General features: G+C 71.9%; 13 protein-coding genes. 8 read left to right on the forward strand and 5 right to left on the reverse strand.

The genetic code is table 11. The features are described from left to right. Positions 1-70: 70 nt before the first annotated feature. The 5 genes from HQQ85_RS10655 (at position 71) to HQQ85_RS10675 (ending at position 4,680) form a co-directional block, all read left to right on the forward strand. Positions 71-1,288: a glutathionylspermidine synthase family protein gene (locus HQQ85_RS10655; protein ID WP_173182465.1), complete on the forward strand. Its 1,218-nt coding sequence runs from the start codon at positions 71-73 to the stop codon at positions 1,286-1,288. Then, the gene (locus HQQ85_RS10660; RefSeq protein ID WP_173182466.1) at positions 1,285-1,875 is read left to right on the forward strand and encodes a hypothetical protein; all 591 of its coding nucleotides are present in this window, start codon (positions 1,285-1,287) and stop codon (positions 1,873-1,875) included. The genes HQQ85_RS10655 and HQQ85_RS10660 overlap by 4 nt, the downstream gene beginning before the upstream one ends. Before the next feature lie 81 nt (positions 1,876-1,956). Further along, positions 1,957-2,538: a DNA-3-methyladenine glycosylase I gene (locus HQQ85_RS10665; protein ID WP_173182467.1), complete on the forward strand. Its 582-nt coding sequence runs from the start codon at positions 1,957-1,959 to the stop codon at positions 2,536-2,538. Positions 2,539-2,547: 9 nt separating this feature from the next. Beyond that, positions 2,548-3,891, forward strand: coding sequence for an aminotransferase class III-fold pyridoxal phosphate-dependent enzyme (locus tag HQQ85_RS10670; protein ID WP_173182468.1), 1,344 nt, complete (start codon positions 2,548-2,550; stop codon positions 3,889-3,891). A 51-nt stretch (positions 3,892-3,942) separates the two neighbouring features. Next, the gene (locus tag HQQ85_RS10675; protein ID WP_173182469.1) at positions 3,943-4,680 is read left to right on the forward strand and encodes a hypothetical protein; all 738 of its coding nucleotides are present in this window, start codon (positions 3,943-3,945) and stop codon (positions 4,678-4,680) included. 121 nt (positions 4,681-4,801) lie between these two features. Here HQQ85_RS10675 and HQQ85_RS10680 read toward each other — a convergent pair whose 3' ends face one another. Continuing rightward, entirely contained in the window at positions 4,802-7,144 is a 2,343-nt protein-coding gene (locus HQQ85_RS10680; RefSeq protein WP_173182470.1) for a transglycosylase domain-containing protein, read from the reverse strand. Between the two features lie 94 nt (positions 7,145-7,238). Here HQQ85_RS10680 and HQQ85_RS10685 point away from each other — a divergent pair, with 94 nt between their 5' ends. Then, a complete protein-coding gene (locus tag HQQ85_RS10685) occupies positions 7,239-7,760 on the forward strand; it encodes a DUF664 domain-containing protein (RefSeq protein WP_173182471.1) in 522 nt (173 codons plus the stop codon). On the opposite strand, the gene HQQ85_RS10690 is transcribed toward HQQ85_RS10685, so the two are convergent. The 4 genes from HQQ85_RS10690 to HQQ85_RS10705 are packed head-to-tail and all read right to left on the reverse strand — an operon-like array spanning position 7,757 to position 11,604. After that, positions 7,757-8,245: an NUDIX domain-containing protein gene (locus HQQ85_RS10690; protein ID WP_173182472.1), complete on the reverse strand. Its 489-nt coding sequence runs from the start codon at positions 8,243-8,245 to the stop codon at positions 7,757-7,759. The genes HQQ85_RS10685 and HQQ85_RS10690 overlap by 4 nt on opposite strands. A 9-nt stretch (positions 8,246-8,254) precedes the next feature. Further along, the gene (gene purF / locus HQQ85_RS10695) at positions 8,255-9,715 is read right to left on the reverse strand and encodes an amidophosphoribosyltransferase (protein ID WP_173182473.1); all 1,461 of its coding nucleotides are present in this window, start codon (positions 9,713-9,715) and stop codon (positions 8,255-8,257) included. A 42-nt stretch (positions 9,716-9,757) separates the two neighbouring features. Further along, positions 9,758-10,183: a cupin domain-containing protein gene (locus HQQ85_RS10700; RefSeq protein ID WP_371741848.1), complete on the reverse strand. Its 426-nt coding sequence runs from the start codon at positions 10,181-10,183 to the stop codon at positions 9,758-9,760. Beyond that, positions 10,180-11,604, reverse strand: coding sequence for an FAD-binding oxidoreductase (locus tag HQQ85_RS10705; protein WP_173182474.1), 1,425 nt, complete (start codon positions 11,602-11,604; stop codon positions 10,180-10,182). Before HQQ85_RS10705 ends, HQQ85_RS10700 begins: the two co-directional genes overlap by 4 nt. A gap of 126 nt (positions 11,605-11,730) precedes the next feature. On the opposite strand from HQQ85_RS10705, the gene HQQ85_RS10710 reads away from it, so the two are divergent. After that, a complete protein-coding gene (locus HQQ85_RS10710; protein WP_173182475.1) occupies positions 11,731-13,164 on the forward strand; it encodes a serine hydrolase in 1,434 nt (477 codons plus the stop codon). A gap of 134 nt (positions 13,165-13,298) precedes the next feature. Beyond that, complete coding sequence (locus HQQ85_RS10715; protein WP_173182476.1) at positions 13,299-15,683, forward strand: cell wall-binding repeat-containing protein; 2,385 nt, start codon at positions 13,299-13,301, stop codon at positions 15,681-15,683. Positions 15,684-15,690: the final 7 nt, after the last annotated feature.

A 15,690-nucleotide genomic window follows, 5' to 3' on the forward strand; every position in this document is an offset into this window, starting at 1 on the left:
CGGATGCCAGGCCTGAGCGCCACCCGCAAGCCCCGCCGCGCACCCCCGCGGCGGGGCTACGCTTTTCCCGATGCACCGCACCGAGATGACGCCCCGCCCCGCCTGGCGCGACCGCCTGGACGCGGTCGGCTTCAGCTTCTACGACCTCGAGTCGGAGGGCGGCCGGCCGTACTGGAACGAATCCGCCGCGTACGTCTTCACGATGCCCGAGATCGAGCTCATCGAGGCCGCCACCGCCGAGCTCTTCGCGCGCTGCATGGACGCCGTCGAGCACGTCGTGCGCCAGGGCCGGTTCGATGAGTTCGGGATACCGGGGCGGTACCACGAGCTCGTCCGCGCATCCTGGGACGACGACGACCCCACGGTCTACGGCCGCTTCGACCTCGCCTACGACGGCGCGGGCACGGTCTCGCTGCTCGAGTTCAACGCCGACACCCCCACCTCGCTCGTGGAGACGGCCGCCGCCCAGTGGCAGTGGCTCGACGAGCGGCGCCGCGACGGCTCGCTGCCGGCCGGGGCTGACCAGTTCAACGGGCTGCACGAGCTGCTGGTGGAGCAGTGGACGCACATCCGCCAAGCTCGGTGGGGCCTCGCGCCGGGAGCGCGCCTGCACCTCGCCTCGCTGCACGACTCGGGCGACGGCTCGCTCATCGTCGAGGACTTCGACACGGTCGCCTACATGGCCGAGACCGCCGCGGCTGCCGGCTTCGACCCGAAGCTGATCTTCATGGAGGACGTGCGCTGGAGCATGGACCGCCAGCTCTTTCTCGACGGTTCCGACGAGCCCATCCGGCACATCTTCAAGCTCTACCCCTGGGAGTGGATGATCACCGAGCAGTTCGGCGGCTTCCTCCCCGTCAGCCGCGGGGCGACGCAGTGGGTCGAGCCCGCCTGGAAGCTGCTGCTCAGCAACAAGCAGCTGCTCGTCGTGCTCTGGGAGCTCTTCCCGGGGCACCCCAATCTGCTGCCCGCCTTCGCGACTCCGGATGCTCTGTCCGGCCGTCCTTTCGTGTCGAAGCCGCGGCTCGGCAGAGAGGGCGCGAACGTCTCGGTGCATGACGCCACTGGGGCTGTCGTTGCTGCCGCCTCGGGTGTTTACGGGTCGGAGGGGTTCGTGCACCAGGCTCTCGCTCGGTTCGCGCCGATCCCGGGGAAGACCGCGGTGATCGGGAGCTGGATCGTGGGGGAGACGCCGGCCGGGATCGACCTGCGCGAGACCAGCGGGCCGATCACCGGGGACCTCGCGGAGTTCGTGCCGCACTACATCGCTTCTGAGGAGTCATCGTGAGATCTGCTGCGTCGACGTCGCTGTCGCTGACCGGGATCGCCGCGGCCAACCGGCCCGGCCTCACCTCCCTGTCGCCCGGGGTGGCCCGCGGTGTCGCCGTCGCGTCGATCGCGGGAGCCGTGCTCGCCCTCTCGGGCTGCGCGCCGACCGAGGAGGGCGTGGTGCTCGAGGGCGCCGACGGCCAGAAGTACGTCGTGCCCTCGGACGCCGAGCGGCCCATGTACTCCTCGAAGGAGGACTGCATCGCCGACGTGACCGAGCAGATCGCCGTGCTCGAGAAGCAGGGCCAGGACATCGTGGACACCCCGGAGGAGCTCTGCGAGCCCTCCTCCCGCTACCCCACCGCCGGCTACGCCGGGCTCTGGCTCGGGCCGCTGCTCTTCGCCGGCTCCCGCTGGAACTCGCCGCGCGTCTCGGGCTGGGCCCCCGTGCCGTCGGCCGGCTTCGCCGCGCCGGGCTCTCGCCTGCAGACCGACGTGGTCTCGCCCGCCCCTGCCGGCGCCACCACGGGCGAACGCGCCCCCCTCAAGGCGGGCTTCGGCTCCTCGGGCAAATCCGGCTTTGCCTCCTCCACAGCCGGCGGCTGACCCCGGCGCTCGGCGGCTGACCCCGGCGCCTGAGCCTGGTGCCTCGGGCCGGTGTCGGGGGTGGCTGCCACAGTGGGGGGCATGAGCGAACAGGGCGACGACGGGACGTGCGGGTGGGCCACCGGGTCCGAGGCGATGCGGCGGTACCACGATGAGGAGTGGGGGCGGCCGCGGCGCGACGACGGGTACCTGTTCGAGATGCTCGTGCTCGAGGGGGCGCAGGCGCCGGGGCTGTCGTGGTCGACGATCCTGGGGCGGCGCGAGGGGTATCGGGCGGCCTTCAAGGGGTTCGACGTCGAGGCCGTGGCGGGCATGGGCGACCAGGAGCTCGAGGCTCTGATGAACGAGCCCACGATCATCCGGAACCGTCTGAAGATCGTCGGCACCCGCAAGAACGCCCTCGCCTTCATCGCGGTGCAGTGCGAGTTCGGCAGCTTCGCCGAGTACCTGTGGGGGATGGTCGGCGGCGCGCCGATCGTGAACCACCCCAGATCGACGGCCGAGCTGCCGGTGACGAGTGAACTGAGCGACCGCCTCAGCAAAGACCTGAAGAAGCGGGGCTTCACCTTCGTCGGCTCGACCATCATGAACGCCTACCTCGAGGCGGTCGGCGTCTTCGACGACCACGTGGTCGGCTGCCCCGCGAAGACACCCGAGGCATAGGCTCGAAGCATGGCCACGACCGAATTCTCCGTTCCCCAGGAGCGCAAGCTCGTCACCGAACTGCCCGGCCCGAAGTCGCGCGAGCTGCACGAGCGGCGCCGCAAGGCCGTGTCCCGCGGAGCCGGCACGCTCGCCGACATCTACATGGACCACGGGTCGGGCGCCATCCTGGTCGACGTCGACGGCAACCAGATCATCGACCTCGGCTGCGGCATCGGCGTCACCACGGTCGGCCACGCCCACCCCGAGGTCGTCGCGGCCGCCGCCGAGCAGGCCGCGAAGCTCACCCACACGCTGTTCACGGTCACTCCCTACGAGCCCTACCTCCAGGTGGCCGAGAAGCTCGCCGAGATCACCCCCGGCGACTTCGAGAAGCACTCGATCCTCGTGAACTCGGGCGCCGAGGCCGTTGAGAACGCCGTGAAGATCGCGCGCAAGTACACGGGCCGCCGCGTCATCGCGACGCTCGACCACGCCTTCCACGGCCGCACCAACCTCACCATGGCGATGACCTACCGCCCCTGGCCCGAGCGCGCGGGAATGGGCCCGATGCCCGGCGACATCTACAGCGTGCCGATCAGCTACCCCTTCCGCGACCCCGAGGGCATGACGGGAGAAGAGGCCGCCGAGCGCACGATCGACTACATCGTCACCCACATCGGCGCCACCGAGCTCGCCGCGCTCTTCGTCGAGCCGATCCAGGGCGACGGCGGCATCATCATCCCGGCGCCCGGCTACTTCCAGCGCCTCAGCGAGTTCTGCACCGACAATGGCATCGTCTTCGTCGCCGACGAGATCCAGGCCGGCATCGCCCGCACCGGCGCCTGGTACTCCATCGAGCACCACGGCGTCGTGCCCGACCTGGTCACGAGCGCGAAGGGCATCGCGGGCGGCTTCCCGCTCGCGGCGGTCACCGGCCGGGCCGAGATCATGGATGCGGTGCAGCCCGGCGGCATCGGCGGCACCTTCGGCGGCAACCCGGTCTCCACCGCGGCGGCGCTGAAGGTCTTCGAGATCATCGAGCGCGACGATCTGATCGGCGAGGCGCAGCGCGTGGAGCGCGCGTTCCTCGCCCGCATCGGCGACTGGGCCGAGCGCTTCCCGATCGTCGGCGAGGTGCGCGGCAAGGGCGCCATGTTCGGCGTCGAGCTGGTGCTCCCGGGCACCAAGAAGCCCAATCCCGAGGCGCTGGCAGCGATCATCCGCCACGCCACCTCGAACGGCGTGATCGTGCTCGACGCCGGCAGCTGGGACAGCGTGCTCCGCTTCCTCCCCAGCGTCGTCATCTCCGAGGCCCTCATCGACGACGCCGCGACGGTCATCGAACAGAAGCTCGCCGAGCTCTCGGCGTAGCCTCAGCCGACAGGGCCACACTCGCAGTCACGCACGCTCGGGGGTCTCCACATGAACGCTCGCACCAACCGGTTCGGTACGGGGCTGCTGCTCGCGCTCGCCCTCTCGGCGACGGTCTCCGGATGCTCGGGCGAGCGCGACCCGTCGGCCGGCGCCGAGGCGCCGACCCCGCCCGCCGCATCAGCCCCGTCGACCGGTGGGGAGGCGACCCCGACACCCGCGGGCACCGACGCCGCATCGATGGAGCCCCCGTTCGTCCAGCCCTACGTCGGTGACTACGACCCCGCCGAGTACGGTTCGGGCGACGTCGAGGACGACATGGCGATGATCGGACCCGAGCTCGTGGCCGGTGTCGAGGCGATCCGGGGCTACGCCCCCGGCCGCTACCCCGACGTCTACACGGGCCTCGCCAGCGGAACCCGCGGCGACCCGAACGTGCTGCGCATCTACCTCACCGAGCTCGACCCGGCGATCGAGGACGACCTGGTGAGCGTCTCGGGCATGAAGCGCGATCAGGTGCTCTTCGAGCAGTCCTACGTCTCGGCCCGCGACGCGCAGGCCGCATCCGACGCGGTGACGGCCGACGTCGACGCGGGCGACCTCGAGGGCATCGACCTCGTGGGCTGGGGCAGCGGCCTCGACGGCCTGCTCGAGCTCTCGCTCGAGGGCCACGACCAGGCGCAGATCGACACCCTGCTCGACCGCTACGGCCCCGCCGTCCGCATCCTCACCGACGCCCCGACGGCGACGGCCACCGACGGCAGCGCCGACACTGGCGCCACGCGCTGACCCGCTCGACCGCTCGCAGGTCTCACCTCACCCTTCGCGAGTGGTCACTTCTGGCGCCACAGCGGCGTGTTTCGCGCCGAAAGTGACCACTCGCGAGAGGGGCTCGGACGAGTGAGGGGGGTCAGCCCGCGGGGGTCGCGGCGGGGGTCGGGGCCGGGGCGTCGGGCACCACGGGGTCGGCCGGCGCCGGCGCGGTCGGTGCGGGCTTGGCGGGCGCCGGAGCCGGAGCGGGCGCCGGAGCGACCGGGGCCGGAGCGGTGGTGGCCGTCGGGGCCGGGGTGTCGTCCGAGTCCGAGTCCGACGAGTCCGTCGACGGCGAGTCGAAGCGCTCCGAGGTGCCGTCGACGAGGGCCTCGTCGGGCTCCGGGAACTCGTCGCCGCCCAGCACCTCGTCGTTGACCGTCATCATTCCGTTCCAGATGCGGTGCCGCACGGTGGAGCCGAGGTACCCGTTCGGGTAGACGTCGGTCATCGAGACGTCGCCGGTCACGTTGCCCACCCAGACGGCGGTCGCGGCCTTGGTGGACGCCCCGACCATCCAGGTGTCCTTCTCGTTGTCGGTGGTGCCCGTCTTGCCGATGTGGGTGATGCCGTCCTCGGGGTTCGAGGCGACAGCCGTGCCCTCCTCGATCGGGCCGAGCATCGCGTAGGCGAGGGTCGAGGCGATCGCCGGGTCCATGGTCTGCTGGCAGTTCGCCTGCGGCGCCTGCACGTCCTGCCCGTCGGGCCCGACGATCCGGTCGATGGCGACGGGGGCGCAGTAGATGCCGTTCGCCGCGATGGCGGCGTAGGAGGCGGCCATCGTCAGCGGCGCGATCTCGTTGGTGCCGAGCACCGAGGAAGGCTGCGTGTCGAGCGGGTTGCCGTCGGCGCGGTGCACGCCGAGCGACTCGGCCGTGGCCTTGATGGCGCAGAGGTCGAGCTGCTGCGCCATGGCGATGAAGGCGTTGTTCACCGAGTTGGTGAGCGCGTTCTGCACCGACATCGTTCCGGGGCGGGAGCTGCCGTCGTTCGCCGGCTCCCACGGCCCGCCGAGGGCCTGGCAGCTGTTCGGGAACGTCGACTGGTCCCACTCGCGCTCGTTGCCGCTGACCCGGTCGGAGAGGCTGTGCCCCTGCTTCAGCCACTCGGCCAGCGCGAACACCTTGTAGGTCGACCCGACCTGGAAGCCCGAGGATCCGCCGTAGTCGATGTCGGTGTTGTAGTTCAGCGCGGTCGACCCGGCCACCGGGGTGTCGGGGTCGGAGGCGTAGTTCGTGTTCTGGGCCATCGCCAGGATGCGCCCCGTGCCCGGCTCGACCGTGACGATGGTGGAGCCGAGGTCGGCCTCGTCGCTGGTGGCCGGCACGTACTCCTTCATCAGGGCGTCGGCGTTCCACTGCAGGTCGGTGTTCAGCGTCGTGTAGATCTTGTAGCCGCCGCGCTTGAAGTTCGACCAGCGCTCGTCGGAGGTGTCGCCGAAGGTGGCGTCGTTCCGCACGATGTAGGTGACGTAGTCGCAGAAGTAGGCGGCGCCGCTGGCGGCGGCCTGGCACCCCGTGGTCGGCGCGGTGATCACGGGCGTGACGGGCGTTGCGATGGCCTCGTCGTACTGCTGCTGGGTGATCGCCTGGTGCTTCAGCATCGACGCGAGCACGTCCTCGTCGCGGCGGGCCTGGTTGTCGGGGATGTTCTCGGGCTCGTCGATGCGCAGCCCGTTGGGCTCGTTGACGGTCGCGGCGAGGGAGGCGGCCTGGGCGACCGAGAGGTCTTTCGCGCTGACGCCGTAGTAGTACTCGGCCGCAGCCTGGATGCCGTAGACCGAGCCGCCGAAGTTCGCGATGTTGAGGTAGCCGAGCAGGATGTCGTTCTTCGAGTACTGCTTCTCGAGCGCGATCGCGAGGCGCATCTCGGTGAGCTTGCGGTCGACCGACTCGGTGGTCGCGGCCTCGTAGGCGGCGTCGCGCTCGGCCTTGGTGTCGAGCGACTCCGCCTGCTGCACGAGGATGTTGCGCACGTACTGCATCGTGATCGTCGAGGCGCCGCTCTCCACGCCGCCCGAGGCCACGTTGCCGAGGGCCGCCCGCAGCGTCGAGGCGATGTCGACGCCCGCGTGCTCGTAGAAGCGCGGGTCCTCGGTGGTGACCACCGCATCCTTGACGTAGGGCGAGATGTCATCCCAGCCCACCTCCTGGCGGTTCTGGTCGAACACCGTGGCGAGCAGCACCTGGGTGCCGTCGCTGTTGGTGGCGTAGATCTCGGAGTTCTGCGCGAGAGTCGACGGCCGGATGTAGTCGGGCAGCGTGTCGAGCACCTCGGCGGTGCGGGAGGCGTAGACCCCGGTGACGGCGACGGCGGGCACGGCCATCACGGTGACGAGCAGGGCAGACGCCACGCCGAGGGCGAGCATCATGCCGACGGGGCGCTTGGTGCCGTCGATCAGGCGCTGGAAGGCGCTGGTGAGGCGGTGCGGTGCTTCGGGCATATCCGCCAGAGTACGACGGATGCTTCGGAAGAGCCTGAAAGCGCGGCCCGACCGGGGGCGGCGGGCGAGGGCGCCTGTGCCTAGGGTGGTTGGCATGACGACGAGCATCGACATCCTCGACGACGGCTTCGGCCGCATCCGCGACACGGTGGCGGCCGCCCTCGACGGCATCGACCCCGAGCTGCTGACCGCCCGGGTCGACCCCGGCGCGAACACGATCGCCTGGCTCGTGTGGCACCTCACGCGGGTTCAGGATGACCATGTGGCCGACGCGGCCGGCACCGAACAGGTCTGGCAGTCGGGCGGGTGGGCCGAGCGGTTCGGGCTGCCGTTCGCTCCGGATGCGACGGGTTACGGTCAGAGCTCCGCCGACGTCGGGCGGGTGGCCGGCCCCGGCGTCACGGCCGAGAGCCTGCTCGGCTACCATGACGCCGTGCTCGCGGCGACGGGCGCCTACCTCCGCACCCTCGACGACGCCGCGCTCGACCGCGTGGTCGACGAGAACTGGACCCCGCCGGTCACCCTGGCGGTGCGCCTGGTCAGCGTGCTCTCGGATGACCTGCAGCACGCCGGCCAGGCGGCCTACGCCCGCGGCGCCCTGGAGCGCCGGGCCTAGAACTCGAAGCGGGCCGCGGCCTCGCCCGCGACCGCCGTGTCGATGCGCGCGCGCATCTCCTCGCTCATCGAGGGCAGGGCGTCGAGCGCGAACCAGGCCGCCTCCGTGTTCTCGCCGTCGGCCGGGAACGGCTCGCCCGAGACGTACCGGAACAGGAAGCAGAGGTCGAGGTACAGCGTGCGGTCGCCGTTGTCGTAGACCACCTCGGGCAGGGTGTGCACCCACACCAGGCTGACCGGCTCGGCGACGACGTCGGCCTCCTCGAGCACCTCGCGGGCGCCCGCGACGGCGGGCTCCTCGCCCGGGTCGATGATGCCGGTCACAGGGGTCCAGGCGCCGTTGTCGCTGCGTCGCACCAGCAACACGGAGGCCGGAGCATCCGGAACCGTCGAGGGCCGCAGCACCACCGCGGTCACCCCGGTCAGCCAGAGCTGGTCGTGCCCGATCTTCTCGCGCAGGGACAGGACGAAGTCAGGGGTAGGCATGCGCCAAGCCTAGGAGAGCTGGTTCTTCTCCACCCACGCGAGGTACTCGGGCGTGACCGTGCCGGTGACGTACTCGCCGGTGAAGCAGCTCATCTCGAGGTCGTGCACGTCGGGAGAGCCCTGCGTGATGGCCTTCCGCATGTCCTCCACCTCCTGGTAGATGAGGTGGTCGGCGCCGATGGCCGCCGCGATCTCGGGGATCTTGCGGTCGTGCGCGACGAGCTCGTGCCGCGACGGCATGTTGATGCCGTAGACGTGCGGGTAGCGCACGGGCGGCGCCGCCGACGCGAAGGTGACCTTGTTCGCCCCGGCTTGGCGGGCCATCTCGACGATCTCCTTCGAGGTGGTGCCGCGCACGATCGAGTCGTCGACGATGAGGATGTTCTTGCCCTTGAACTCGCTCGACATGGCGTTCAGCTTCTGACGCACCGACTTCTTGCGCGCCGCCTGCCCGGGCATGATGAACGTGCGGCCCACGTAGCGGTTCTTGTAGAAGCCCTCGCGGTACTCCACGCCGAGCTTGCGGGCCACCTGCATCGCGGCGGGGCGCGAGGAGTCGGGGATCGGCATGACGACGTCGATGTCGCCCATCGGCGTGTAGCGGGCGACCGTGTCGGCGAGGTAGTCGCCGAGCCGCAGCCGGGCCTCGTAGACCGAGATGCCCGAGAGCACCGAGTCGGGGCGGGCGAGGTAGACGTACTCGAACGAGCACGGGATGAGCCGCGCATCCGGTGCGCACTGCTTGGCGATGAGCTCGCCGTCGAGCGTGATGAAGACGGCCTCGCCGGGCTCGACGTCGCGCACGACCTGGTAGCCGAGGCTCTCCATGACGAGCGACTCGGAGGCCACGACGTACTCCATCTGGCCGTTCTGCAGCAGGCGGCTGCCGATGGTCAGCGGGCGGATGCCGAACGGGTCGCGGAACGCGAGCAGCCCGTGCCCCGCGATCATGGCGATGGTGGCGTAGGAGCCCTCGACGCGCTCGTGCACCCGCGAGACGGCGGTGAAGATCTGGTCGGGGTCGAGCGAGAGCCCGGTGATCTGCGACTGCAGCTCGTTGGCGAACACGTTCAGCAGCACCTCGGTGTCGCTGCTGGTGTTCAGGTGCCGGCGGTCGATGTTGTAAAGCTCGTTGGTGAGCTCGCGGGTGTTCGTGAGGTTGCCGTTGTGAACCAGGATGATGCCGTACGGCGCGTTCACGTAGAAGGGCTGCGCCTCCTGCTCCTGGGAGGCCTGGCCCTGGGTGGCGTAGCGCACGTGCCCGAGGCCCATGGTGCCGAGCAGGGAGCGCATGTCGCGGGTGCGGAAGGCCTCGCGCACCTGGCCCTTGGCCTTCACGATGTGGAAGACGCTGCCCTCGGCGGTGGCGATTCCGGTCGAGTCCTGCCCGCGGTGCTGGAGCAGCAGGAGTGAGTCGTAGACGAGTTGGTTGACGGGCTCAGCCGAAACGATGCCCACGATGCCGCACATTGCAGCGATTCTACCGTGCCCGGGCGGCCGTCCTGCCGGTCGTCAGAGCAGGTACACCTTGCGCAGGGTCTCGGTGATGGTCCAGCGGGTGCGCATCCCCGCCGTCAGCGACATCAGGATGCCCGGCCGGAGCTCCTCGGCAGGCCCGCCCTCGATCTCGACGGTGCCCCGGCCGGCGATCACGACGAACGTCTCGTCGATCTCGACGTCGGTGACCACGCCGGGTTCGAGCGTCCAGACGCCGAGTTCGCCGCCGGTGCTGTCCGGGCTGTCCAGGTTGTCCGGGCCAGGGCTTCCCGGGCGTCCCGGACGGATCAGCCCTCGGGAGCCGGCCCGCGGCTCGCCCTCCTCGACGTCGGACGGGGCGACCGGCGCGAGCGGCAGCGCCAGCGCGAGCAAGTCGACGGCGCGGCCGGGCACGAGGGCGAGGTCGCCGAGCGGCGGCTCGGGCATCCGCTGGTCGGTCACGAGTCGAACCCCACGCCGAACGCGTCGGCGAGCTTCAGCAGCGGCCCGTCCTTGCCGCCGCGCTCGTCGGAGCGCACCACCGCCCGTCGCATCAGCTCGATCAGTGGCGTCGCGAACGGCTCGGGCGGCACGGGCACCGGCTTCCGCCGGGCCATCGACAGCCGAGTGCGCTCGGTGTCCTCCCCGCTCAGCAGGTCGAGCATCGTGTCGGCGCCGAAGCGCGTCGCGGCGACCCCGAGCCCCGTGTAGCCGGCGCTGTACGCGGCCTTGCCGCCGAGCGCCCGGCCGTGGAAGGCGACGAGCTTCGTCGACATGTCGATCATCCCGCCCCACTTGTGCGTGAAGCGGATGCCCGCCAGCGACGGATAGGTGGTGAAGAAGTGGTCGGCGAGCGCCTCGAAGGTCTCCTCCCGCTGATCCTGCGCGGGCCGGATGCGACGGCCGGGGTGGTAGATCGCGTCGAAGCCGCCGAACAGGATGCGGTCGTCGGCGCTCTTGCGGGAGTAGTGGAACTGGCGCGACGAGTCGGTGACGCCGTGCCGGCCCTCCCAGCCGATCCCGGCCAGCTGCGCCGGGCTGAGCGGCTCGGTCATCAGCACGTAGTCGTAGATCGGCACGGTGGAGAGCCGCGTGCGCTTCAGCAGCGACGGGAAGCCGTTCGTGGCCAGGGCGACCCGGTCGGCGGTGACCGCGCCGGCCGGCGTCGAGACCCGCACGCGATCGCCGAGGTCGTGCAGCCCGAGCGCCGGCGTGCCCTCGAAGACGCGCACGCCGAGGGCGAGGCAGGCGGCCTTCAGCCCCCAGGCGAGCTTCGCGGGATTCACGTAGGCATAGCCGGCGTGCTTCTGCACGGCCGCGCGGTAGACGGCCGGCAGCGAGCGCGCGTCGAGATCGGCGCGGTCGAGGTAGACGTCGTCGCCCGCGACCGAGGCGCGCAGCCCCTCGACCTGGTGCGGTTCGGTGGCGGCGACGAGCACGCCGGTCTCCTCGTACTCCGCGTCGATGCCGTAGCGCTCGAGGGTGGCGGCGAGCTCGGCGAAGTTCTCGGCCGCGAGCCGGTTGAGAACGTCGAGCTCGCGGGCGAAGTGCCGCTCGCCGTTCTCGGAGCCGTGGGTGAGGCTGCTCTCGCAGAAGCCGCCGTTCCGTCCGCTGGCGGCCCAGCCGATGCGGCGGCCCTCGAGCAGCACGATGTCGGCCGAGGGGTCGCGCTCCTTGGCCCGCAGCGCCGTCCACAGCCCGCAGTACCCGCCCCCGACCACTACGAGCTGCGCCGTCGTCGCACCCTCGAGCGGGGGCTCGGGGTCGGGCGCCTCGGGGGAGTCGAGCCAGAACGGCGTGGTGCTCGCGTCGCGCAGCGACTCCCGCAGCAGCGCGGGGTCGGTGCGGCGCACGTGGCTGTAGGCGGGGAGGGGCCGGGTCATGGCTGCCTGCTTCCGTTCCTTGAATGAACATTCAAAGAATAGCGGATGCGCGACTCCACCACGAGGGGGAGGAGGTTCCCCCGGCCGCCGGATGCGCATCCGGAACCCGCCCGCGAGGCTGGGGTCATGCCCTCCACACCGCGCACCGCCCCGGCCCGAACGGCGCTCGCCGCCCTCGCCCTCACGACCGCCGCCCTGCTCGCGGGCTGCACGGGGAGCCCAGGCGCGCCCGTCGGCACCCCGGCGGCCTCCGCCGCCTCGACCGGATCGCCCACCGCCGTCGCCCTGCCCGAGACTCCGGTCGGCGAGCACGCGGCCTGGGTGATCGAGTCGATCAGCACGGAGCCCACCGAGCCCGACCAGATCGAGGGACAGGTCGCCGAGCGCCTCTCGCCGTCGGTGGCCTCGCAGCTGACGCCGGCGCAGCTGGCCGAGGTGTTCACGGGGCTCCGAGCCTCCGGCCCCTGGGTGCCCACCTCGGTGCAGTCGGCGGAGGGCCAGGCGCTCATCACCATCGTCGACCGCGACGGCCAGAAGCTCGACCTGCAGCTCTCGCTCGACGGCGAGGAGCTGATCAACGGCATCCTGTTCAGCCCCTCGGCGGCCGACCGGGTGCCGGCTGCCTCGTGGCAGGAGCTCGACGACACGATCGCGCAGTTCGCGTCCGACACCACGCTGGTCGTCACCGACGTGGCGAGCGGCGAGCGCATCCTCGAGGCCACGAGCCCCGGCCAGTCAGACGCCGACGAGTCGAAGCCGTCCGGCTCGATGTTCAAGCTCTATGTGCTCGGTGCGGTCGCCGACGCGGTCGCGGTCGGCACGCTCGCCTGGGACACCCCGCTCACCCTCACCGACGCGGTGAAGAGCCTGCCCTCGGGTGACCTCCGCAACGAACCCAGTGGCACGGTCGTCACGGTTCAGGATGCGGCTGCCGCGATGATCTCGGAGAGCGACAACACGGCGACCGACCTGCTGATCGCGACGGTGGGGCCGGAGGCGGTGGAGCGGTCGTTCGCCGACCTCGGCCACCACGACCCCGCCGAGAACACGCCGCTGCTGACGACGCGCGCCCTGTTCGAGCTGGGCTGGGGCTCGCCCTCGTCGGCCGCGGAGTGGGCCTCGGCCGACGCGGACGGCCGCCGTGCCCTGCTGGCCGGACTGCCCACGGGGCTGCTGGACGTCGACGCCGCCGCCGTCACGACCCCGGTCTGGGAGCAGGGGCTCGACTGGTTCACCACGCCCGACGACCTCGTCGCCGTGCACCGCGGCCTGCAGCAGAAGGCCCAGACGCCGACCGGTGCCCCGGTCCGGGAGATCCTGGCGGTCAATCCCGGGCTCGGCGAGGACATCACGGGCAGCGACGCGTGGTCGTACATCGCCTTCAAGGGCGGCAGCTCGGTGGGCGTGCTGGCGGGCTCCTGGTACCTGGAGCGCTCCGACGGGCGCGCCTTCACGATCAGCATCCAGGGCTCGTCCGACGACCCGGCCGAGCTGACCGACCAGGCGCTCTTCTTCGGTCAGGTGTCCGACGCGGCGGCGTTGCTCGAGTCACAGGACTGACCCGGGCGCCCCGCGCGGTTGACTCCGGCGCGGGGCGGCGACGTACGATGAAGGGGATCCGAGCCGGGGGACTCCGATCAGTCGAACGCCCTCGGGTGGCGGCATGCGCCCTCGGCCGATCGAGAGGCAGCACCATGACCGTCCGCACCGCCGTCACCGGGTCGCTGACCGCTGTCGCGCTGCTCGCCGGGGCCCTGCTGGGCGTTCCGGCGTCGGCCGCGCGCGCCGACGAGACGCCCGCGCCCGTCGACCCGGGCCCGGTGGTGATGGGCGACTTCCCGCTCCAGGCCTACGCCGCCGAGGCCGCCGAGGCGCCGCCCGAGCTCGCCGAGGCGCTCCGGCGCGACCTCGGCATCACACCCGAGCAGTTCTACGCGCAGGCCGACGCGGCGGCGACCGCCGTCGGGGTCGTCGACGCGCTCGCGGCCGCCGGCACCACGGTGCTCGGCTCGCGGCTCGAGGGCACCGAGCTCGTGGTGTCGGTGCCGACCGAGGCCGACGCGGCCGCCGTCGAGCAGGCCGGCGCGATCGCCGAGGTGGGCGAGCAGCCGGCCGCCCCCGGCGCCCCCGGCGAGCCCGGCACGCCCGGCGCCCCCGCCCGCCAGACCGCCGACCTCCCCGACGCCGAGCTGCTGCGCGACCTCGTCGGCGGCCAGGGCTACTACGACCACAAGGGCGTCTACGACTACTTCTGCTCCGTGGGCTTCAACGGCGTCGACACCTCCACCGGCGCCGCCCAGTTCCTCACCGCCGGCCACTGCGTCACCCCGGGTGCCGCGTACGGCGGCCGGGTGTTCTCGCTCGAGCAGCAGCGCCCGGGCCAGAACCCGACCGTCGCCGGCACCCACCTCGGCTCCCCGCTGCCCGCCTCGTTGCGGTTCGGAGGCTACTACGACACCGCCCTCTACGCCACGGCCCCCGCCTGGACCCCGGTGCCCGCCGTCGGCAGCTGGGGCGGCAACCAGGGCTCGGCCGATGCAGGCCAGCGCGCCACGGTGCGCGACTACACCCGGGCCGTCGTGAACCAGAGCATCTGCAAGTCGGGCCGGAAGACCGGCTGGACCTGCGGCACCGTCAGCGCCATCGACCGTGCGTCGACGATCGGCACGACCGACGTCAACGCCTTCCTCTCGAACGTCTGCGCCCTCACCGGCGACAGCGGCGGTGCCGTCATCTCGGGCTCCTACGCGGTCGGCGTCATCTCCTTCGGCGACTACAAGACGGGCTGCGGCGAGACCGGCCGCACCACCGGATCCTTCCCGATCGACTCGCAGTTCTTCGAGAGCGCCCTCGACGTGCAGACGTCCTGGGAGCCCCTCGTCTCGGTCTCGGCCCCCACCAGCGACACCCTGCTCGGCGGCGTGCCGCTCTACCGCGGCGAGCCGGCCACCGGCACGGTGCCGGGCGGCGGCCTGCGCCACACCGTGCACCTCTCCGTCGACGGCGACCCCGAGCAGCTGATCCCGGTCGGCGCCGACGGCCGCTGGTCGATCCCGGACGCCGCGGGCCTCGGCGCCGGCAGCCACGGCGTCAGTCTCTTCACGAGCTACGGCGCGGGCGTCCAGCGCTCGCCGGCCGTCACCGGCACCGTGCTCGTCGCCGACCGCCCGGCGGTCGACCGGCTCGACGGCGCCACCCGCTTCGACGTGGCTGTCGCGGTCGCCGACGAGGCCTTCCCCGGCACCGCCCCCGTGGTCTACGTGGCCACGGGCACCAACTACCCGGATGCGCTCAGCGCCGGCCCCGCCGCCGTCGCGAAGGGCGGCCCGCTGCTGCCGGTGCTCCCCGACTCCGTGCCCGAGGTGGTCGCGGCGAAGATCGCCTCGCTGAAGCCGGCGCGCATCGTGATCGTCGGCGGCACCGACTCGGTGCGCGACGCCGTGCGCGCGGCGCTCCAGCAGCTGGTTCCGGATGCGCGGGTCGACCGCCTGGCCGGAGCCGACCGCTACGCCGCGAGCCGGGCCGTCGTGGCCGACGCCTTCGGCACTGCTCCGCAGGCCTACGTGGCGACGGGCGGCGGCTTCGCCGACGCTCTCTCGGCGGGCGGCGCGGCGGGCTCGAAGGGCGAGCCGGTGGTGCTCGTGAACGGCCCGGCGGCGGCAGCGGACACGCCGACCCTGGAGCTCTTCCAGAGCCTGAAGAGCACGTCGCTCACGGTCGCCGGCGGCCGCTTCAGCGTCTCCGAGGGCGTGCTGGACTCGCTCAGCTCCGGCGTTCCCGCGGCCGTCACGCGGGTCAGCGGCGACGATCGCTACGCGACCTCCGTCGCCCTGAACGGCGACGCCTTCGAGCAGGCCGACACCGTCTACCTGGCGACCGGCCTGAACTTCCCCGACGCCCTGGCCGGCGGGGTGCTCGCGGGGCTCCGGGATGCGCCGCTGTACGTCGTGCCCGGGGACTGCGTGCCCCGCGGCGTGCTCGCCGGCATCGCCCGGCTCGGTGCCGACGACGTGGTGCTGCTCGGCGGCACCACGGCGCTCACGCCTGCCGTGCAGCAGCTCGCGCCCTGCGGGTTCTGATCCCGGG

Source organism: Herbiconiux sp. VKM Ac-2851 (assembly GCF_013205105.1).
Classification (GTDB): Bacteria; Actinomycetota; Actinomycetes; order Actinomycetales; family Microbacteriaceae; genus Herbiconiux; species Herbiconiux flava.